This window comes from Streptococcus mitis, assembly GCF_002005545.1.
Lineage (GTDB): Bacteria > Bacillota > Bacilli > Lactobacillales > Streptococcaceae > Streptococcus > Streptococcus mitis_I.
Genome location: NZ_LBMT01000001.1, coordinates 202,584 through 223,565 on the forward strand (window position 1 = coordinate 202,584; position 20,982 = coordinate 223,565).

The 20,982-nt window shown below is 42.1% G+C and carries 17 protein-coding genes; 1 reads left to right on the forward strand and 16 read right to left on the reverse strand.

Annotated features, from left to right (window positions below; all coding sequences use genetic code 11):
* Positions 1–155: 155 nt before the first annotated feature.
* Positions 156–4,052, forward strand: a complete 3,897-nt coding sequence (locus tag QS39_RS00955; RefSeq protein WP_077804371.1) for a pullulanase — start codon at positions 156–158, stop codon at positions 4,050–4,052.
* A gap of 75 nt (positions 4,053–4,127) precedes the next feature.
* Here QS39_RS00955 and QS39_RS00960 read toward each other — a convergent pair whose 3' ends face one another.
* The 16 genes from QS39_RS00960 to ruvB all read right to left on the reverse strand — a co-directional run bounded on the left by QS39_RS00960 (position 4,128) and on the right by ruvB (position 20,937).
* Positions 4,128–4,892 (reverse strand): amino acid ABC transporter ATP-binding protein, encoded by a 765-nt coding sequence (locus QS39_RS00960; RefSeq protein ID WP_023946737.1) that lies wholly within the window; start codon positions 4,890–4,892, stop codon positions 4,128–4,130.
* Between the two features lie 9 nt (positions 4,893–4,901).
* Positions 4,902–5,624 (reverse strand): amino acid ABC transporter permease, encoded by a 723-nt coding sequence (locus QS39_RS00965; protein WP_077804372.1) that lies wholly within the window; start codon positions 5,622–5,624, stop codon positions 4,902–4,904.
* 3 nt (positions 5,625–5,627) lie between these two features.
* Positions 5,628–6,320, reverse strand: a complete 693-nt coding sequence (locus tag QS39_RS00970; RefSeq protein ID WP_049501821.1) for an amino acid ABC transporter permease — start codon at positions 6,318–6,320, stop codon at positions 5,628–5,630.
* A gap of 33 nt (positions 6,321–6,353) precedes the next feature.
* Positions 6,354–7,232: a transporter substrate-binding domain-containing protein gene (locus QS39_RS00975; protein WP_077804373.1), complete on the reverse strand. Its 879-nt coding sequence runs from the start codon at positions 7,230–7,232 to the stop codon at positions 6,354–6,356.
* An 11-nt stretch (positions 7,233–7,243) separates the two neighbouring features.
* The gene (locus tag QS39_RS00980) at positions 7,244–8,242 is read right to left on the reverse strand and encodes a uroporphyrinogen decarboxylase family protein (protein ID WP_077804374.1); all 999 of its coding nucleotides are present in this window, start codon (positions 8,240–8,242) and stop codon (positions 7,244–7,246) included.
* A gap of 2 nt (positions 8,243–8,244) precedes the next feature.
* Complete coding sequence (locus tag QS39_RS00985) at positions 8,245–8,448, reverse strand: hypothetical protein (protein ID WP_077804375.1); 204 nt, start codon at positions 8,446–8,448, stop codon at positions 8,245–8,247.
* A 9-nt stretch (positions 8,449–8,457) separates the two neighbouring features.
* Positions 8,458–9,465, reverse strand: coding sequence for a uroporphyrinogen decarboxylase family protein (locus QS39_RS00990; RefSeq protein WP_077804376.1), 1,008 nt, complete (start codon positions 9,463–9,465; stop codon positions 8,458–8,460).
* A gap of 221 nt (positions 9,466–9,686) precedes the next feature.
* Positions 9,687–10,736 (reverse strand): LLM class flavin-dependent oxidoreductase, encoded by a 1,050-nt coding sequence (locus tag QS39_RS00995; protein ID WP_077804377.1) that lies wholly within the window; start codon positions 10,734–10,736, stop codon positions 9,687–9,689.
* A 111-nt stretch (positions 10,737–10,847) separates the two neighbouring features.
* Positions 10,848–12,656 (reverse strand): glutamine--fructose-6-phosphate transaminase (isomerizing), encoded by a 1,809-nt coding sequence (gene glmS / locus QS39_RS01000; RefSeq protein ID WP_077804378.1) that lies wholly within the window; start codon positions 12,654–12,656, stop codon positions 10,848–10,850.
* A gap of 191 nt (positions 12,657–12,847) precedes the next feature.
* On the reverse strand, positions 12,848–14,227 hold the full coding sequence (gene bglA, locus QS39_RS01005) for a 6-phospho-beta-glucosidase (RefSeq protein WP_077804379.1): 1,380 nt from the start codon (positions 14,225–14,227) through the stop codon (positions 12,848–12,850).
* Positions 14,228–14,325: 98 nt separating this feature from the next.
* Positions 14,326–16,176, reverse strand: coding sequence for a proline--tRNA ligase (locus tag QS39_RS01010; protein WP_077804380.1), 1,851 nt, complete (start codon positions 16,174–16,176; stop codon positions 14,326–14,328).
* A 12-nt stretch (positions 16,177–16,188) separates the two neighbouring features.
* Complete coding sequence (gene rseP / locus QS39_RS01015; protein ID WP_077804381.1) at positions 16,189–17,448, reverse strand: RIP metalloprotease RseP; 1,260 nt, start codon at positions 17,446–17,448, stop codon at positions 16,189–16,191.
* A 21-nt stretch (positions 17,449–17,469) separates the two neighbouring features.
* Complete coding sequence (locus QS39_RS01020; protein WP_000189852.1) at positions 17,470–18,273, reverse strand: phosphatidate cytidylyltransferase; 804 nt, start codon at positions 18,271–18,273, stop codon at positions 17,470–17,472.
* Between the two features lie 8 nt (positions 18,274–18,281).
* Positions 18,282–19,040 carry an isoprenyl transferase gene (locus tag QS39_RS01025; protein ID WP_000466722.1) on the reverse strand — a complete coding sequence of 253 codons (759 nt, stop codon included), beginning with the start codon at positions 19,038–19,040 and terminating at the stop codon, positions 18,282–18,284.
* A gap of 345 nt (positions 19,041–19,385) precedes the next feature.
* Positions 19,386–19,958, reverse strand: a complete 573-nt coding sequence (locus QS39_RS01035) for a nucleotidyltransferase family protein (protein ID WP_077804382.1) — start codon at positions 19,956–19,958, stop codon at positions 19,386–19,388.
* Positions 19,939–20,937 (reverse strand): Holliday junction branch migration DNA helicase RuvB, encoded by a 999-nt coding sequence (gene ruvB, locus QS39_RS01040; RefSeq protein ID WP_077804383.1) that lies wholly within the window; start codon positions 20,935–20,937, stop codon positions 19,939–19,941. The genes QS39_RS01035 and ruvB overlap by 20 nt, the downstream gene beginning before the upstream one ends.
* Positions 20,938–20,982 lie beyond the last annotated feature (45 nt).

Below are 20,982 nucleotides of genomic sequence, written 5' to 3' on the forward strand. Positions count from 1 at the left end.
CGATTTTTTGACAAAATCTTTTCCTATAAGAAATACTAGCTAAATCGTAGCAAAACCTGTTGCGATTTTCTTTTGTTTTAATTTTGAGAAAACGCTTGCATATTGTTTTACTACATGCTATACTGATATAGAAATTTATTGATTGGAGAATCATCATGAGAAAAACACCAGCTCAAACTGAGAAAAAAATGGTCTACAGCATCCGTTCCCTCAAAAATGGAACTGGTTCTGTCCTTATCAGCGCAAGCCTTGTCCTACTTGCTATGGCTACCCCAACTATCTCAGCCAACGAAAGTACACCAACCACTAACGCAAGTAATAGTGAAACTACTACTGCCCTTGCCCAACCTCTTACTGATGCAACAAACATCGCTGGCAAGAACGAAAGCGATTTTTCTTCACCTGATAGTGCAAACGCTTCCCTAGAGAAAAAAGAAGAAAAACCTGCAACAGAGCCAACAACTCCTGCTGCAACTCCAGCCGATTCAGCACCACAAACTGGACAAGATCGTTCAAGTGAGACAACTACTTCTACTAGTCCAGTAACGACTGAAACTAAGGCAGAAGAGCCCATCGAAGACAACTACTTCCGTATCCATGTCAAAAAACTTCCTGAAGAAAACAAGGATGCTCAAGGACTATGGACTTGGGACGATGTTGAAAAACCTTCTGAAAATTGGCCAAACGGAGCCCTGTCCTTTAAGGATGCCAAAAAAGACGACTACGGCTACTACCTAGATGTCAAATTAAAGGGAGAACAAGCCAAGAAAATTAGCTTCCTCATCAACAATACAGCTGGAAAAAATCTAACAGGCGATAAATCGGCCGAAAAACTAGTTCCAAAAATGAACGAGGCTTGGTTGGACCAAGATTACAAGGTTTTCTCTTACGAGCCACAACCTGCAGGTACTATTCGCGTCAACTACTACCGCACAGATGGAAATTATGACAAGAAATCTCTCTGGTACTGGGGAGATGTGAAGGAGCCAAGTAGTGGTGAATGGCCTAACGGAACAGATTTTACTGCTACAGGCAAATATGGTCGCTATATCGATATTCCACTCAAAGATGCAGCTAAAGACCTTGGATTTTTATTACTAGACAGAAGCAAACAAGGAGACGATGTGAAAATCCGTAAAGAAGATTATAAGTTCACAGATTTGAAAAATCATAGCCAAATCTTCCTCAAAGACGATGACGAATCGATTTACACAAATCCATACTATGTCCACGATATCCGCATGACAGGGGCTCAGCACGTAGGAACTTCTAGCATTGAAAGTAGTTTTTCAACACTAGTCGGTGCTAAAAAAGAGGATATCCTCAAGCACTCCAACATCACTAATCACCTAGGAAACAAGGTAACTATCACCGATGTTGCAATCGATGAAGCTGGTAAGAAAGTGACCTACAGTGGAGATTTCTCTGACACAAAACATCCATATACTGTTAGCTACAATTCCGACCGCTTCACCACCAAAACAAGCTGGCGTCTTAAAGATGAGACTTACAGCTATGATGGCAAACTGGGAGCCGACCTAAAAGAAGAAGGAAAACAAGTTGATTTGACCCTTTGGTCACCAAGTGCTGATAAGGTTTCTGTTGTTATCTACGACAAGAATGACCCTGAAAAAGTGGTTGGAACTGTCGCTCTTGAAAAAGGGGAAAGAGGAACTTGGAAACAAACTCTAGATAGCACAAACAAATTAGGCATCACAGATTTCACTGGCTACTATTATCAATACCAAATCGAGCGTCAGGGTAAAACTGTTCTTGCACTCGATCCTTACGCTAAATCTCTCGCTGCTTGGAATAGTGACGATGCTAAGATCGACGATGCCCATAAAGTGGCTAAAGCTGCCTTTGTAAATCCAGCAAAACTAGGACCTCAAGACTTGACTTATGGTAAAATTCATAACTTCAAGACTCGTGAAGATGCCGTTATCTATGAAGCTCATGTGCGTGACTTCACTTCAGATCCGGCCATTGCAAAAGACTTGACCAAACCATTTGGTACCTTTGAAGCCTTTATCGAAAAACTAGACTACCTCAAAGACTTGGGTGTAACCCACATCCAGCTCCTTCCAGTCTTGTCTTACTACTTTGTCAATGAATTGAAAAACCATGAACGCTTGTCTGACTATGCTTCAAGCAACAGCAACTACAACTGGGGATATGACCCTCAAAACTACTTCTCCTTGACTGGTATGTACTCAAGCGATCCTAAGAATCCAGAAAAACGAATCGCAGAATTTAAAAACCTCATCAACGAGATCCACAAACGTGGCATGGGAGCTATCCTGGACGTAGTGTATAACCATACAGCCAAAGTCAATATCTTTGAAGATTTAGAGCCAAACTACTACCACTTTATGGATGCTGATGGTACACCTCGAACTAGCTTTGGTGGTGGACGCTTGGGGACAACCCACCATATGACCAAACGTCTCCTAGTTGACTCTATCAAATATCTAGTTGATACCTACAAAGTGGATGGATTCCGTTTCGATATGATGGGAGACCATGATGCAGCTTCTATCGAAGAAGCTTACAAGGCTGCACGCGCCCTCAATCCAAATCTTATCATGCTGGGTGAAGGTTGGAGAACCTATGCTGGTGATGAAAACATGCCTACTAGAGCTGCTGACCAAGATTGGATGAAACATACCGATACTGTCGCAGTCTTCTCAGACGACATCCGTAATAACCTCAAGTCTGGCTATCCAAACGAAGGTCAACCTGCCTTTATCACAGGTGGCAAGCGTGATATCAACACTATCTTCAAAAATCTGATTGCTCAACCAACCAACTTTGAAGCAGACAGCCCTGGAGATGTCATCCAATACATCGCCGCCCATGATAACTTGACCCTCTTTGATATCATTGCCCAGTCTATCAAAAAAGACCCAAGCAAGGCTGAAAACTATGCTGAAATCCACCGTCGTTTGCGACTTGGAAACCTCATGGTCTTGACAGCTCAAGGAACTCCATTTATCCACTCTGGTCAGGAATACGGACGCACCAAACAATTCCGTGACCCAGCCTACAAGACTCCAGTAGCAGAGGACAAACAACCAAACAAATCTCACTTGTTGCGTGATAAGGACGGCAATCCGTTTGACTATCCTTACTTCATCCATGACTCTTACGATTCGAGTGATGCTATTAACAAGTTTGACTGGACTAAGGCTACAGATGGAAAAGCATATCCTGAAAATGTCAAGAGCCGTGACTATATGAAAGGTTTGATTGCCCTCCGTCAATCTACAGACGCCTTCCGACTTAAGAGTCTCCAAGATATCAAAGACCGTGTCCAGCTCATCACTGTCCCAGGTCAAAATGGTGTAGAAAAAGAGGATGTAGTAATTGGCTACCAAATTACTGCTCCAAACGGTGATATCTACGCAGTCTTTGTCAATGCGGATGAAAAAGCTCGCGAATTTAATTTGGGAACTGCCTTTGCCCACCTCAGAAATGCTGAAGTTTTGGCAGATGAAAACCAAGCAGGACCAGTAGGAATTGCCAACCCTCAAGGACTTGAATGGACTGAAAAAGGCTTGAAATTGAATGCCCTTACAGCTACTGTTCTTCGAGTCTCTCAAAGCCGTCCAGCTATGAAAGATAAACCAGAATTTGAACTTCCGAATTCTAGACAAGAACAAGGTCAAGGTCAAGAGCACAGTACAAGCGATATTCCAAATCGATTAAACAAACCTGAACATCAAAATACAGATCCAGCTCCACAAGCTAAACCTGATTCTACTAAACCGGATGCAAAAGTAGCTGATGCGGAAAATAAACCTAGCCAAGCTACAACTGATTCACAAGCTTCACAACCAGCACAAGAAGCACAACCAGCATCTGTAAAAGAATCTGTTAAAAACGAATCGGTAGATAACTCTAGCAAGGAAAATATAGCTGCGCCCCTAGTTAAACATGCTGAACTTCCAAATACAGGAACCAAAAACGAGCACAAACTCCTGTTTGCAGGAATTAGTCTCCTTGCCTTTCTAGGTCTCGGGTTCTTGCTAAAAAACAAAAAAGAGAACTAAACTAGCCCTCCTATAGAACAATCCCCCAAGCCTTGACGCTCGGGGGATTGATTTTTGACCTGATAAATCTATCTATCAAATCATATATTCTACACTATAGGTCGCATCCGAAAGTATTCGTGCCAAAAACTGCTTGGTTCGTTCTTCTTTTGGGCGACTAAAGAAATCATGGGCATTATTTTCTTCAACAATTTTCCCGCCATCCATAAAAATGACATGATTGGCTACATCTCTGGCAAAGCCCATCTCATGAGTCACTACTACCATAGTAACCCCTTCTTTAGCTAACTGTTTTAAAACATCCAAAACATCCCCTACTAACTCTGGATCCAAGGCTGACGTTGGCTCATCCAATAAAATGACCTCTGGTTTCACAGCGATGGCACGCGCAATGCCGATTCGTTGTTGCTGACCTCCAGAAAGCTGAGAGGGATAGTAATCTTTATAAGCTAGTAAACCAACTTTTTCTAAGGCAGCTTCCGCACGTTTGGTTGCTTCTTCCTTAGGAATTTTCCGAGCAATTACCAACCCCTCTAAAATATTTTCCAAGGCTGTTTTATTGGCAAATAAATTATAATGTTGGAAAACAAAGGCGGTCTTCTGGCGAATTTCTAAAATATCTTTTTTAGTCAGTTTTCCAAGATCGTAGTCTTTGTCAGCAAGTTTCAAAGAACCACTATCGGCCTTTTCTAAATGATTGAGACATCTAAGAAAAGTCGTTTTACCTGATCCAGATGGCCCCAAGATTACAACAACATCTCCTTGGTTGACCTTGAGATTAACATCTTCTAGGACTTGTCTGTCTCCAAATTTTTTTGCAACATGTTCTACTTGTAACATTGTCTCCTCCTATGCTAAACCTGTACTGGGCACTACTTGTCCCTTTTCTCTTTGAATATAGCGTTTCTCTAAGATTGAAAAGCCCCATTGAATCAATCCACAAATAAGAATGTACTGTAAAAAGATCACAAAATAAGATTCAAAATACTGATAGCCATAAGACGCTTCAACACGGGCAATGGCTGTAATATCCTTAATGGTCATCACAAAGACTAAAGAGGTTCCTTTTACAATATTGATGACTAGATTAGCCAGATTGGGTAGGGCTGACCGCAAGGCCTGTGGAAAAACAATCCTCACATAAGCCTGGCTAGTGGTTAAACCAATCGCTTGTGCAGCTTCTAATTGTCCCTTATCCACAGTCAAAATAGCCGAACGTAAGATTTCTGATAAACTACCTGTTGTCATCAAGCTATAGATAATAAAAGCATAATAGATAGGATTGAGTTTAAAGATGTCCACATCACTTCCTATGCTTTTGAGAAATTGATTGAGCAAACTCGGAAACAAGCTATAAAAGAAAAGAATCAGCAAAATCGGAGGCGTTGCTCTTATAAAAGCTAGGTACACGAGGGAGAATGTTCGAACACCTTTGATTTTGTATATTTGCCCCAGAGCTAAAAACAAAGCTGGTACAAAACTTAAGACCATGGCTACAATCATGATAATCAAGGTGGTTGGCACCCCTTTTAAAGTCTCTAAAAAGGTTTTTGCAATATAGTCAAAATCCATATCCTATCTCCCTTTCGTTTCCAAAGATTTTTCTAACAAGCGACTCAAGAAGGAAACAGCCAAGGCTACACCCCAATAAAGAATGGCAACCGCTGTATAGGTTTCAAGAGAGTAATTTCCCAAATTGCGACTGATTAAGAGATTCCCAGCCCCCATGACATCTACAAAACCAATCGTATAGGCTAGGGCAGCGTCCCGCATTAAATTTAGAATGGCGGTCGTCACATTTGGAAGGGCCACTTGAAAAGCTTGAGGAAAAATGATTCTCCAAAATGTCTGACTAGGTGTCAGACCAATACTGACTCCAGCCTCCATCTGACCTTTTGGAATTGCCTGATAAGAAGCCTTAAACACCTCTGCAATGATAGCTGCAAATAGCAAGACCATGGTAAATAAGACAAAGACCGTTTTAGACCAGTTGTTGATATCTAAATTCAACCACCATTTTAAAAATTCAGGTAAACCATAAAATACTAAAAACAGTAAAACAATGGGGGGAGTACAGCGAAGAGTGAAAATATAGCCCTTGGAAAGACCTGCAAAAGTCTTGTCTTCTCCCACTTGAGCCCAAGCCAGTAAGCCACCGAAAAGGGAACCAAGGATTGTAGTAAAAAAGAGAATGGACAAGGTCATAGGAAGAGCCTGCCATAAGGTTGGTAAAAATTGGAACACTCTTGAAAAATCATATGAAACCATGTAAACCTCTTTCTAACATGCCTGATTGCTCATCTAATCTTTATCAACGTAGCTAAAGACATCTTCTTTAAAGTATTTTTGAGAAAGTTTAGCTAGAGTACCGTCTTCTTTTAATTCTTTAATAGCCTTTTCATACTCTTTCGCAAACTTCTCACCCTTTTCATCACGGTGAATCAAGGGATAGGTTGGGATTCCTTTATAAGGGAACCAGCTAAGTTTGTCCGCATATTGGTGGTAAGAACCATCCTCTGCTGTCACTGCTTTTTCAAAAGACAGCTTGATGTCAAAGAAAGCATCATAACGTCCTTCTAAAACCCAAGCATAAGCATCTGCCACTTTGAAGGATTCAGCAGCCGTCAATTCAATCGGTGTATCCTTGTGTTTCTCATTATAGCTATTGATAACATTCCACTGGGCATTTTGAGGAGAGATGGGTACTAATTTTCCTTTGTTTTTGGCGAAATCATCAATATTCTTATATTTGGCTTCATCTTCTTTTCTAACAGTAAAACCAATAATGCTGGCTCCTACTGGCTCAGATGGAATAATGAATTTCTTAGCCCGTTCATCTGTATACCAAGCACCTTTTGTCCCAATATCGTACTTGCCAGACTCAAGTCCAATCAAAAGATCATCATCACTAGTTCCAGTATACTCAAATTTATAATCCGCTAATTTCTCATCAACTGCCTTTAAAACAGCGACTTCATAACCATCTGATTCCCCTTTTTCATCAATAAAATCATAAGGGACATAGTTTTGAGTATGGGCAACCTTTAAAGTTGTTACTTGTCCAGACGAAGCTGCATCTGCACCTTTAGCAGATGCTCCTGCTAAAGTTCTACCAATAATTGTTGCTCCAAGCACTGCCGCAACCGCAACTCCACCAATAATCCATGTTTTCTTACTCATATTCTTCTCCTTTATTTAGCTACTGCTTCTCTCACCCACTGGATACGCTCCACTGCAATATCGCTTGGAATGGTACAATCTGCTCCTAGCACGAGGCCCTCTTTGCCTGTTTCTTCAATCAATCGTTTGGTTTCAGCTTGGATTTCTTCCTTACTGCCTCGATAGAGAAGACCCTCTTTTCCGTTTTCAAATCCTCCCAAAACAGTACGACCCTTGAAAATCTCACGACCTTCTTTTAGACTAATCCCTTCTGGACCAACTGCCCAGTTAAAAACATGAGCTGGATAGTCGGCAAAGATATGAATATCGTTTCGAGCTCCTTCATAGCCACAGATATGAAGGATATTTACCCCACCAACCGACTTAGCTGCATTTAAAACAGTCAGTTCACTCGGCGCAACAATCTCCTGATAGGCTTCAACAGAAACACGCGCATCCTGAATGCTTTGCACACTGAGATAGATACCGTCCGCTCCTGCATCTCTAATAATAGCTTGACTCAAGCTAGCGATATCTTGCGCAATGACATCGAGGACTTTTTTCAATTTCTGAGGATCTTGGACTAAGAAATCTGCAATGAGATCATCTCCACCAGACACTTCTCCAAGTAACCATTTGAGGTAAGTCACAGGCGCAAAAATATTGTAAATAGCAACAATATCTTCCGTAAACTCCTGCTTAATTTTCTTCACCAATTCTACTTGCTCTCTAATCCACGGATGATCTTCTCCCAGAGGTTCAATCTCTGCCAACTCTTGGAGTGTCTTTCCTTTGGCAATAACTGGATTTGGATAAGCAAAATAGCCATCACTCATCAACTTAATAAAGTCGGGATTTAGTTCACGGATAAATTGTTTGTGACCTTGTATATTCTTTTCAATAATCACAGGATTTGAAAATCCCTTTAACCATTCCTCTTCTGATGTAAAGTGGTGCCAAAAACCAACAGGCACACGATCGACTACTTCTCCTCTAAATGCTTTTAAAACCCATTCTCTTTTTTCTGACATCTCTATTCTCCATTTCTTTCTTTTTCGACTAATAAAACACTGGCAATATCATTGGTTTGAATAAAGGGAAGACTTCCCTTCTGAAAATCCTGAACTCCATGGCATCTTGTCCCTTCTTTACAAGTAAGTCCCTTGGTGAGACTGATTGCAAGTAAGATGACAAAGCCAAGGACCGTCCCTACTAATAGCCACTTTTTTCTTTTCATAAGGCCCTCCTATTCTAAAATAGCAGCCTGACGAATCCAGTCCAATCTTTCTAATTCAAAGTCATCTGGAACCGTGCAATCTGCTCCAAGAAGGACTCCTCTAGTCCCAGCTTCAGCCAACAAGCGTTTGGTTTCCTCTTGTAGTTCAGTTTTTCTACCTCCATAAAGCAGGCTCTGCTTCCCATTTTCAAAACCACCTAAGACCGCTTTGCCATGAAATAGCTCCTGACCTTGAGGCAAACTAACTGCTTCATGGTGGGTTGCCCAGTTGAAAACCTGGGCTGGATAATCTTTGAAAATAGTCACATCATTACTGGCACCTTGGAAACCGCAGATATGCAGGATATTTATCCCACCTGCCTGATTAGCAGCTTCTAAAACCTTTATATTACTTGGATCGATATAGGTCTGGTACAAGTCTGGTGTGATGCGCTCATCCTGAATTTCTTGTGTACTGAGGTAAATCCCATCTGCTCCACCATCCTGAATGATTTTCTTAGTTAGGATGGCGATATCCTCAGCTATCACATCTAAAATCTCCCTGAATAGCTCTGGATTTTCAAGAAAAAGATCTGCAACCTCCTTATCACCTCTAGAAGTTTCTGTACGAAACCACCTTTTCAGGTAGGAAATCGGAGAAAAGATATTGTAGAATGAAGCAATTTCCTCAGTGAAGGTCGCTCGAATGGCTTTTACCACTTCTACTTGTTGTTGAATCCAAAGATGGTTTTCACCAATCGACTCAATAGAAGCCAACTCCTGAACACTGGCAGTCGAAGGACTATAGACATTACTTGGATAAATGAAAAAGCCGTCACTCATTATTTTGACAAAGTCAGGATGAATTCTTTCAACGTACTGTCGATGCCCCTCTACACTTTTTTGGAAGATACGTGGGTTATTTAATCCTTGCCCTTTTTCCTCCAGTGTTACAAAATGAAACCAAAAGCCTACAGGAACTCGTTCCACTTCTTCTCCTCGGATGGCTCTAAAAACTAGCTCTCTTTTACTTGTCATACTTTTCTCCTTCCATTTGGATTGAAACCATCTTACCACTCCTTTTGACCTTTTCCCAATATATATTGACTATCAACTTGATTGGGATTGTTTATATCAATAACGAAAAAAATCTCTGGAAAGCTTGATTTTACTAGCTTTTCAGAGATTCTTTTCTGTTTATTACTTTTTTAAAAATAGTTGTTATATAGATTTTTTATCAGCTTGATTAGGATTTTTTATTAAGCCTCTTTCATGGCAAAATAAGCCCGTACTTTGGGTGCTACTTGTGTTCCAAAGAGTTCAATAGCTCTTAGGACTTGTTCATGAGGCATGGAACCAAGAGGTAGGTGCAACATAAAGCGATCCAAACCTAAATCCTCAATCATGCGAATCAATTTTTCTGCCACCTGATCTGGATTGCCCACAAACATGGCACCATTTTGTCCAATTTGCTCCAAATATTGTTCATAACGCAATTCCTGCCAATGAGGACGGTCTTTGGAAATAGCATCCACTACTTGCTTGGTCGGATGGAAATAATCTTTCACCGCCTGCTCGCCATCCTCAGCAATCCAACCCCAAGAATGGGCCCCAACTTTTAGCTCATGACTGGCATGACCCGCTTCGCTCCCAATCGCACGATAAGCCTGAATCAACTTTTTAAAATAACGCGGATTGCCACCAATAATAGCATAGACAATCGGTAAGCCTGCCTGAGCAATCTTCACTGTTGACTCTACATGACCACCTGTCGCTATCCACAAGGGTAATTTGTCCTGAACTGGACGAGGATAAACTTCTTTACCAGCAATCGTTTGAGTCAATCGACCTTTCCAGTCTAACTTAGTCTTTTCATTGACTAATTGAAGCAAGTCTAATTTCTCATCAAAAAGAGCTTCGTAGTCTTTCAAGTCATAGCCAAACAAGGGAAAAGATTCCGTGAAAGAACCCCTTCCAGCCATAATCTCTGCACGTCCATTTGACAAAGCATCGATAGTGGCATACTGTTGGAACAGACGAATAGGATCCATGCTTGAGAGAATACTGACTGCACTGGTCAAACGGATTTTCTTTGTATTGACTGCCCCGGCGGCCAGAATAATCTCTGGGGCTGATACTGCAAAATCCGCTCGATGGTGCTCACCAATCCCATACACATCCAAACCAACCTTGTCAGCCAGCTCAATCTCTGCCACTAACTGACGAATGCGTTCAGCATGACTGTAAGTTTGCCCAGTCCCCTCAAGCTCCGTTGTTTCCCCAAATGTTGAAATTCCCAATTCTACCATGGTGTTTCCTCGCTATCTCTTTTAGTTTTAGGGTATTCTATCACTAATTATTTTTACTTTCAATAAATTGGATCATTAGAAAAAAGCCTAGATAACTAGACTTTTTTTAGATTATTCTACCGTTACTGACTTAGCAAGGTTACGTGGTTTGTCCACATCGAGACCACGGTGAAGCGTTGCAAAGTAAGCGACCAATTGCGTTGGTACGACCATTGAGATTGGTGAGAGGTAAGGGTGTACGGTCGTAAGGACGATATCGTCTGTATCTTTGGCAACATTTTCTTCTGCGATTGTAAGCACCTTGGCACCACGGGCTGCGACCTCTTGGATATTTCCACGAGTATGGTTGGCAAGGACTGGATCTGACAAGAGGGCCAAAACAGGCGTTCCTTCTTCAATCAAGGCAATAGTTCCGTGCTTGAGTTCTCCTGCCGCAAAACCTTCACACTGGATGTAAGAAATCTCTTTGAGTTTGAGACTTGCTTCCATAGCTACATAGTAATCTTGACCACGTCCGATATAAAAGGCGTTGCGAGTTGTTTCAAGAAGCTCACGAACCTTGGCTTCAATGGTTTCTTTCTCTGAAAGAGTTGATTCGATCGACTGAGCTACGATTGACAACTCATGAACTAGGTCAAAGGCTTGCGCTTTAGCATTGCCGTTTGCTTGACCGACTGCTTTTGCAAGGAAGGCGAGGGCTGCGATTTGCGCTGTATAGGCCTTGGTTGAGGCTACGGCAATTTCAGGACCTGCATGAAGAAGCATGGTATGGTTGGCTTCACGAGAAAGAGTTGAACCTGGTACGTTTGTCACTGTCAAGCTTGGGATTCCCATTTCATTAGCCTTGACCAAAACCTGACGGCTATCCGCTGTTTCACCAGACTGACTGATAAAGATGAAGAGTGGTTTCTTGCTGAGAAGTGGCATACCGTAGCCCCACTCAGATGAGATTCCAAGTTCAACTGGCGTATCTGTCAATTCTTCCAGCATTTTCTTAGAAGCAAATCCTGCGTGGTAAGATGTCCCAGCTGCAAGGATGTAGATACGGTCTGCGTCTTGAACAGCCTTGATGATAGCTGGGTTTACTACTACTTGACCAACCTCATCTGTGTAGGCTTGGATTAACTTACGCATCACTGTTGGTTGCTCATCGATTTCCTTGAGCATGTAGTAAGGATAAGTTCCCTTACCGATATCAGATAAGTCTAGCTCAGCAGTGTAGCTAGCACGCTCACGACTGTTGCCATCATAGTCTTGAACTTCCACGCTATCAGCCTTGACGATGACCAACTCTTGGTCATGGATTTCCATATATTGGTTGGTCTCACGAATCATAGCCATCGCATCTGAACAGACCATGTTATAGCCTTCCCCAAGACCAATCAAAAGTGGTGATTTATTCTTAGCTACATAGATGACTTCAGGATCTTGTGAGTCAACCAAGGCAAAGGCATAAGAACCACGGATGATGTGAAGAGCTTTTTTGAAGGCTTCAAGAACTGACAAGCCATCTTCTTCTGCAAATTTTCCAATCAAGTGAACGGCGATTTCCGTATCTGTTTGCCCTTTGAAGTGGTGACCTGCAAGGTATTCTTCCTTGATTTCAAGGTAGTTCTCAATCACCCCATTGTGCACCAAAACAAAACGTTCTGTCTCAGAGCGGTGTGGGTGAGCATTGTCTTCCGTTGGTTTCCCGTGAGTCGCCCAACGAGTATGTCCAATACCAGTTGTTCCCTCAACACCAGCTGTCTTGGCAGACAATTCTGCTATACGACCAACAGCCTTGACTAGATGGTTTTCAGCACCACCTAGGACAAAAATCCCCGCAGAATCATAGCCACGGTATTCAAGCTTTTCAAGTCCTTGAATCAAAATATCAGTTGCATTTGTGTTTCCAACAACACCAACAATTCCACACATAGTATATACGACACAGACCAGCTGTGCTTTCTCCTTAAAATTGGTATAGTCTAATTCCTCTTTTATAGAATCAGCAAAAACAGTATATACTTGTTTCTTTAACTTGTCAAGAGTAAAAATTGGTATAGTTCAAATTAAGCTCCTGTAAGCAAAAAACTCTGACCAATTAGGATAATCAGTCAGAGTCCTTTTTAAAATCCATTATTATCGCTTAATTCCTTGAACCAATGCCCTGATTTTTTCAGACGACGTTCTTGCGTTTCCAAGTCTAATTCGACCAAACCATAGCGATTTTTATAACTGTTGAGCCATGACCAGCAATCGATAAAGGTCCAAATCAAGTAGCCCTTACAGTTGGCTCCATCTTCAATGGCATGGTGCAGTTCACGAAGATGACCTTTTACAAAGTCAATACGGTAATCATCTTGAATCATTCCATCTTGACGGAATTTTTCTTCCCCTTCAACACCCATGCCATTCTCAGTCAGCATCCACTCGATATTGCCATAATTTTCCTTGATATTTTGGGCAATATCATAAATCCCTTGCTCATAAATCTCCCAGCCACGATGAGGATTGATTTTACGCCCAGGCATCACATAAGGCTCGTAAAAATGTTCTGGTAAGAGTGGACTCTCTGGATGCTTAGCAAATCGAGGAGCCATAACACGCAAGGGTTGATAGTAGTTGACACCAAGGAAATCCACTGTATTGTCACGAATGAGATCCAACTCCTCCTCTGTAGTATCAGGCAAGAGACCGTATTCATGCAAGATTTCTACCAACTCCTGTGGATAAGTCCCCAAAACGGACGGATCTAAGAAGGATTGGGCCTGAAAGAGATCCGCAATCCGAGCTGCTTTGACATCAGCAGGATGCTGGCTACGTGGATAAGCCGGTGTCAAGTTGAGGACAATCCCAATCTTGGAATCTGGCAAGAGTTCATGACAGGCCTTAACCGCCCGACTGCTAGCCAATTGTGTATGATAAGCTACTTTAATGGCTGCCTCTGCATCCACCTTATGTGGATAATGGGCATCGTAAAAATAGCCAAATTCTACAGGAACGATGGGCTCGTTAAAGGTAATCCATTGATCCACTAAATCTCCATAAGTCTCAAAACAAAAACGAGCATAGTCTTCATAGGCTGAGACAGTCGCCTTATTTTCCCAACCATCACCATCCTCTTGAAGGGCAAAAGGCAAATCAAAATGATAAAGATTGACTAAAAGACGAATCCCCTTAGCCTTAATAGCCTCAAAAACCTTACGATAGAAATCCACACCTTGAGGATTGACTTCCCCACGCCCTTGTGGAAAAATCCGTGACCACTGAATAGAAGTCCGAAAGGCCGTGTGACCAGTTTCTAACAAGAGGTCGATATCCTTTTCCCAGTTTTCATAAAAGGTTGATGTTTTATCTGGACCAATTCCATTATAGTAACGATTTGGCTCTACTTGGTACCAATAATCCCAGAGATTATCTCCCTTACCGTCACCAGCTACACGCCCTTCTGTCTGCGGCCCAGAAGTGGAGGATCCCCAGACAAAATCCTTTGGAAATCTTAGCATACATTTACCTCTTTATCTACTCATTTTTCCCATTATACAGAAAAAACAAGGTAAAAACTAGTTACATTTTTTCCTTGTTTTTCTTCTGATTATAGTTTTTATTTCTTGCTGAGGATTTCAAGCGTTTCAAGCACGTTATCGGCATGAACTTCGATGGTGTCACCAGTCGCTTTAATCTTAACTTCTACAATGCCATCGGCTGCTTTTTTACCAACAGTGATACGGATTGGCAACCCAATCAAGTCACTATCGCTGAATTTGACTCCGACACGTTCATTACGGTCGTCTGTCAAGACTTCGTAACCAGCTCCCATCAAGCTAGATTCAAGTTTTTCTGTCAAGGCTTGTGCTTCTTCGTCCTTGACATTGACAGTAATCAAGTGCACATCAAATGGTGCCAATTCTTTAGGGAAATTGATTCCCCATGCGTAACGGTATTCACCTTTTGGCGTTTTGTTAACAAAGAGGCGAGCGTGTTGCTCCATCACTGCTGAAAGGAGACGGCTGACACCGATACCGTAACATCCCATGATAATTGGCACAGCACGGCCATTTTCATCCAAAACATCTGCTCCCATGCTTGCCGAATAGCGAGTACCGAGTTTGAAGATGTGACCAATTTCGATACCACGCGCAAAGTTAAGGACACCTTGTCCGTCTGGAGAAATTTCACCCTCACGAACTTCACGGATATCCACATATTCCGCAGTAAAATCACGACCTGGATTCACACCAGTCAAGTGGTAGCCATCTTCGTTAGCACCGACAACTGCATTGCGAACATCTTGCACCTTACGATCTGCAATGATTTTAATATTCTCTGGCAAACCAACTGGGCCAAGTGAACCAAATCCTGCTTGAACAAGATTCGCCACTTCTTCGCTAGCAACGTCAAAGAAATCTGCTCCCAAGTAGTTTTTCAACTTAACTTCGTTGAGTTGGTCATTTCCAACTAGAAGGGCCGCAACAAGCTCACCATCTGCCATGTAGAAGAGGGTTTTAATCGTTTGTTCTTCTGGAACATTGAGGAAGGCTGCAACTTCATCAATTGATTTAACATCTGGCGTTGCAACACGAGTCACTTCTTCTTCAGCGACAACACGGTTGCTTGGTTTGTACTCGTTTGTTGCCATTTCTAAGTTAGCTGCATAGCTAGACTCACTTGAGTAAGCAATGGTATCTTCACCAGAAACCATCCATTTGAGCAATTCTGCCTTGATTTCTTCTTGCACTTCTGCAGGAATTTCATCAAATGAGGCAACTGACTTGTCCAAGACAACCCAGCGGTCAAGGTCTGTACGAGCAGGTGTAATGGCCATAAATTCTTGGCTGTCCTTACCACCCATAGCTCCACCGTCACCAATAATAGCCTTGAAATCTAAGCCACTACGAGTGAAAATTCGCTCATAAGCAGCCTTATACTCATCGTAAACACTGTCCAAGCTATCATAGTTAGCGTGGAAACTGTAAGCATCCTTCATGATAAACTCACGTGTACGGAGAAGTCCATTACGTGGGCGTTTTTCATCACGATACTTAGGCTGGATTTGGTAAAGGTTAAGTGGCAATTGCTTGTAAGACTTAACAGAATCACGGACAATAGCTGTAAAGGTTTCTTCGTGAGTTGGGCCTAGGATAAAGTCTGATTTTTCACGGTTTTTTAGTTTGTAAAGGTCTTCACCATAGGTTTCGTAACGACCTGATTCGCGCCACAATTCTGCACTAAGAAGGGCTGGAGCCAACATCTCAACGGCACCAATCTTGTCGAATTCTTGACGCATGATATTTTTAGCTTTTTCAATCACACGGTTGGCAAGTGGTAGATAAGAATAAACACCTGCTGAGACTTGACGAACATAACCAGCTCGCAACATAAGAGCATGGCTGATAACTTGAGCATCGCTTGGCATTTCGCGAAGCGTTGGGATAGGCATTTTACTTTGTTTCATAATATTCCTCGATTATCTAAAAAAGAGTCGCATGATGTCATTCCAAGTCACAGCAATCATCAAGACAACCATGATGACCACTCCGGCCAAGGTGACATAGGTTTCAATTTCTTGTTTCAATGGTTTGCGGCGGATGGCTTCTAGGATATTGAGCACAATCTTACCACCATCCAGAGCTGGAATCGGAATAAGATTAAAAATCCCGATATTGATGGAAATTATTGCCAAGAAGTACAAAACATTCTCAATTCCATTTTTAGCAGCATCACTACTTGCCTTAAAGATGGCAACAGGTCCACCTAGCTTGTTCAAATCCGGTTGGAAAATCAGATTTTTCAGAGCTGATAGAATTCGGAGGGCCGAGTCGGCTGCAGTTGTAAAACCACCTACAAACATGGATAGAAAATCTGACTTAATTCCCGGTTGAACACCTAGAAGGTAACGGCCTTGACTTTCTTCCGGAGTAACAGTGACTTGTTTGTCACTACCCTTTTCAGAAATAGTCACATCCAAGGTCGGGGCCGTCTTATCTTTGGTTTCTGATTCCACAGCCTGGATCAAGCTTTCCCAGTTGCTAACTTCATGTGAGCCAATCTTGGTAATCTGGGCCGTTTCTGGCACTCCTACCTTAGCCAAGGCCCCTTGAGGCATGACATGGAACTGATTGGTATCAACATCTCTGACACCACCCTGCATGAAGATTAAAATCCAGAAAACAACGACACCTAAGATAAAGTTGTTCATAGGACCTGCAAAGTTAGTAATCAGTTTGCCCCAGATAGTTGCATTTTGATATTGAACATCCAAGGGAGCAATTCGAACCTCAGTTCCATCTGATTCCACAACCGTTGCATCGTGATCTACTGCAAATGTTTTTTCTTCTTCCAGAACCAATCCTTTGATAAAGAGCTTGTCTTCAAAATCAAACTGGGTCACCTGCATAGGGAGGGCTGTTTGATCCAATTTTTTACCTGATAGATTGATACGTTTAACCTTACCATCATCAGTAAGCGTCAAACTAACAGGAGTTCCTGTCTTAATTTCAGTTGTATCATCACCCCAACCGGCCATGCGAACATAGCCCCCAAGAGGCAAAATTCGAATGGTATAGGCCGTCCCATCCTTGCCAATATGAGCAAAGATCTTGGGGCCCATTCCAATGGCAAATTCACGCACTAGAATCCCTGATTTCTTGGCAAAGTAGAAGTGTCCGAACTCGTGCACTACCACAATAATCCCGAAAACCAGAATAAAGGTTAAAATTCCGAGCATAGTATTTCCTCCGTCTTTTGATTAAAAGAGTCCAAACAAGTGCATGATTGGAAATACAAGCAACATACTATCAAAACGATCCAAAACACCACCATGTCCAGGGATAAATTTCCCAGAATCCTTGACACCAAAGTGACGCTTGATCGAACTTTCTAGTAAATCACCAAATTGTCCAGCAATGCTAAAGAAAATAGCAAATACCGACATCTTGTAAATTCCATACGGAAGAGCAACTGTTCTGTCAAACATCATAAAGATGATGGTTACTAAAATCGCACCTAAAATACCACCCAAGGCACCCTCAAAGGTTTTATTTGGAGAAACTGTCGGAGCTAGTTTTCGTTTACCATAGTTCATCCCAACAAGATAGGCACCACTGTCTGTTGCCCAAACAATACACAAGGCTAATAGTGCCTTATCTAAACCTGCAATTCTAGCATCTAATAGAGCATTAAAACCAAAGCCCACATAAAAGCTCATAGCAAGAGGGAAAACAGCATCCTCAATCGTATATGACTTGCTAAAAACAGTCGTTCCTAACATAATTGAAATCAAAACACTATAAGCAACCACATTCCCATCAACTGGTAAAAAAGTCAGGTAATTCTCCAAGGGAATGGTCAAAGCAAAGGTTGCAAAGAGGGTCAAGAGGCCCTCCATCGTCATGGTCTCTAGACCTCTCATCTTCAAAAGTTCATGCATGGCTAGCATGGCTATGATTCCAATTGCTATCTGCAGCAAGAGTCCCCCAATCATTAAAATTGGTAGGAAAATAGCCAGGGCAATCCCTGCAAACAAGGTTCTTTTCTGTAAATCCTGTGTCATATTTCCTCCTAAACTCCTCCAAATCGGCGATGACGACGATTGTAGGCAAGAATGGCTTCCTGCAAGGCCGCCTCGTCAAAATCAGGCCACAAGGTATCTGTAAAATAGAGCTCACTGTAGGCTCCCTGCCATGGAAGGAAATTGCTCAAGCGCAATTCTCCACTAGTCCGAATAATCAAGTCTGGGTCTCGTAACTCCTTAGGCAAATGCTGGGTGAAGAGATAGTTGCCAATCAATTCCTCTGTGATGTCACCTGGGTTAATTTTGGCATCTAACACATCCTGGGAAATCAACTTAAGGGCCTGTGTAATCTCAGCACGTCCACCATAGTTGAGGGCAAAATTAAGAATTAATCCTGTGTTGTTCTTAGTTAATTCCTCAGCCTTGGTCAGAGCTTCAAAGGTTTGCTTAGGCAGGCGGTCCGTTTCCCCAATCATTTGAATCTTAACATTATTCGCATGCAATTCCGGGACATAATTATCATAAAACTCTACTGGCAAGTTCATGATAAACTTGACTTCCTGATCTGGGCGGGTCCAATTTTCCGTAGAAAAAGCATAGACCGTAATAACCTTAACGCCCAGTTTGTTGGCTGCCTTGGTCACAGTTTGCAATGCTTCCATGCCCGCCTTATGTCCAAAAACTCGCGGTTGCATACGTTTTTTAGCCCAACGGCCATTGCCATCCATGATGATGCCGATATGAGCAGGAACCTGTGTCGGAACCTCTACTTCCACAGCCTTATCTTTCTTAAAAAATCCAAACATGATCTTATTCCTATTCAAAAATCTATCGTTTCATTATACCATATTTCCCCATTTTCTTCTATCACTAAGCTATTTATACTCTTCGAAAATCTCTTCAAACCACGTCAGCTCTATCTGCAACCTCAAAACAGTGTTTTGAGCAACCTGCGGTTAGCTTCCTAGTTTGCTCTTTGATTTTCATTGAGTATTATTCTCAGGCACAAAGCCCATTTTTCAAAAAAATAAGCCGCCTGATTGGGCGACTCTATTTTTTATAGGGAGATTATTATGAAAAAGTTTTAGGAGTTTAAGTTAAGGTCTTCTTAACTTATGGACTTAGTATACACTTCCTAGCTTAAAGTTTCCTTAAGTATTTTTAAAAATCAAATTTTTCCATTTTTCCTGCCAATTTTTCTTGGATAATCGTGTTTGATAGAGCTCCATTCGGTCTTCGTTCTCTAAAAAATGAGGAGTTGGACGAACTTGAAAATTCAAAATATCCTCCAAACCATAAGGTGCATAGAGCTCAAAATCCAATTCTTCATTCAAGCGCAGTCCAACTGCCGTACACCGTTCTGGATACTTACTCATAGCATCACAAGAGCTGCTATAGGGAGCAGTATGAGGGCTATGCTGGTGCATATAGACTTGATTTTTCAATTCCCACTGGTACTGAGAAAAGTCCTCTCTCAGCTTTTTCTCCAGTAATAAGGTTTCTTCATAAGAAATATCTGGATTAAAGAAAATTACATCCACATCTGTTTCACAGTCAAAAGGGGATTTGTCTGACAAGAGATTCCAGATGAAATTTCTGACAGAACCTGCTGCCAGCCAGGAATCTGTCAACTCCAGATTTCGGATGATAGTCAGAATAGCCATCATATCTGAATTTTTTCTAAAAGCCTCTAGAATTTCTTGCTTATTTTTCATTGTACTCATACCCCAAATGATCATATGCCTTAGCAGTCGCCACCCGTCCAGAACGTGTCCGCATGATAAAACCTTTTTGAATCAAGTAAGGCTCATACATGTCTTCGACAGTCTCGCGCTCCTCGGCAATATTAACAGAAAGAGTTCCTAAGCCGACAGGGCCACCACCGTACATCTCAATCATGGTCCGGAGAATTTTTTGGTCCACATAGTCCAAACCTTCATGGTCAACATCCAGCATAGTCAAAGCCTTATCCGTAATAACATCATCGATAACCCCATCCCCCATAATCTGGGCAAAATCGCGCACGCGCTTGAGGAGACGATTGGCAATACGAGGGGTTCCACGGCTACGTAGAGCCAACTCAGACGCTGCCTCATGGGTGATTTCCATCTCAAAAATATCTGCCGTCCGCTCAACAATTTCCGTCAAATCAGCATGAGCATAATACTCCATATGACCTGTAATTCCAAAACGTGCCCGTAGCGGATTTGAGAGCATACCAGCCCGAGTCGTCGCACCAATCAAGGTAAAAGGTGGCAACTCCAAATGAACACTGCGACTACCTTCACCAGCCCCAATCATGATATCAATATAGAAGTCCTCCATGGCACTATAAAGCACCTCCTCCACCGACATGGGCAAGCGATGAATCTCATCAATAAAAAGGACATCCCCAGGCTCTAAGTCATTCAAAATCGCTACCAGATCTCCGGCTTTTTCAATGACTGGACCCGAAGTCTGCTTGAGATTGACACCTAGTTCGTTGGCCATAACAAAAGCCATGGTCGTTTTTCCCAAACCTGGAGGCCCAAATAAGAGGACATGATCCAGCGCTTCATCCCGCATTTTGGCAGCCTCAATAAAGATTTGGAGCTGGTCCTTGACCTTGTCCTGCCCAATATATTCACGTAAGTACTGAGGACGGAGCGTACGTTCTACTAACTCCTCATCCCCCATTATCTCATTATCTAAAATTCTACTCATGGCTCTATTATATCAAAAATCCAAGCCACAAACAAAAAAGCCACC

Coding starts and splice junctions, on each gene's coding strand:
- QS39_RS00955 (WP_077804371.1), top strand. CDS start 156: ATGAGAAAAACACCAGCTCAAACTGAGAAAAAAATGGTCTACAGCATC.
- QS39_RS00960 (WP_023946737.1), bottom strand. CDS start 4,892: ATGTTACAAGTAGAACATGTTGCAAAAAAATTTGGAGACAGACAAGTC.
- QS39_RS00965 (WP_077804372.1), bottom strand. CDS start 5,624: ATGGATTTTGACTATATTGCAAAAACCTTTTTAGAGACTTTAAAAGGG.
- QS39_RS00970 (WP_049501821.1), bottom strand. CDS start 6,320: ATGGTTTCATATGATTTTTCAAGAGTGTTCCAATTTTTACCAACCTTA.
- QS39_RS00975 (WP_077804373.1), bottom strand. CDS start 7,232: ATGAGTAAGAAAACATGGATTATTGGTGGAGTTGCGGTTGCGGCAGTG.
- QS39_RS00980 (WP_077804374.1), bottom strand. CDS start 8,242: ATGTCAGAAAAAAGAGAATGGGTTTTAAAAGCATTTAGAGGAGAAGTA.
- QS39_RS00985 (WP_077804375.1), bottom strand. CDS start 8,448: ATGAAAAGAAAAAAGTGGCTATTAGTAGGGACGGTCCTTGGCTTTGTC.
- QS39_RS00990 (WP_077804376.1), bottom strand. CDS start 9,465: ATGACAAGTAAAAGAGAGCTAGTTTTTAGAGCCATCCGAGGAGAAGAA.
- QS39_RS00995 (WP_077804377.1), bottom strand. CDS start 10,736: ATGGTAGAATTGGGAATTTCAACATTTGGGGAAACAACGGAGCTTGAG.
- glmS (WP_077804378.1), bottom strand. CDS start 12,656: ATGTGTGGAATTGTTGGTGTTGTTGGAAACACAAATGCAACTGATATT.
- bglA (WP_077804379.1), bottom strand. CDS start 14,227: ATGCTAAGATTTCCAAAGGATTTTGTCTGGGGATCCTCCACTTCTGGG.
- QS39_RS01010 (WP_077804380.1), bottom strand. CDS start 16,176: ATGAAACAAAGTAAAATGCCTATCCCAACGCTTCGCGAAATGCCAAGC.
- rseP (WP_077804381.1), bottom strand. CDS start 17,448: ATGCTCGGAATTTTAACCTTTATTCTGGTTTTCGGGATTATTGTGGTA.
- QS39_RS01020 (WP_000189852.1), bottom strand. CDS start 18,273: ATGACACAGGATTTACAGAAAAGAACCTTGTTTGCAGGGATTGCCCTG.
- QS39_RS01025 (WP_000466722.1), bottom strand. CDS start 19,040: ATGTTTGGATTTTTTAAGAAAGATAAGGCTGTGGAAGTAGAGGTTCCG.
- QS39_RS01035 (WP_077804382.1), bottom strand. CDS start 19,958: ATGAGTACAATGAAAAATAAGCAAGAAATTCTAGAGGCTTTTAGAAAA.
- ruvB (WP_077804383.1), bottom strand. CDS start 20,937: ATGAGTAGAATTTTAGATAATGAGATAATGGGGGATGAGGAGTTAGTA.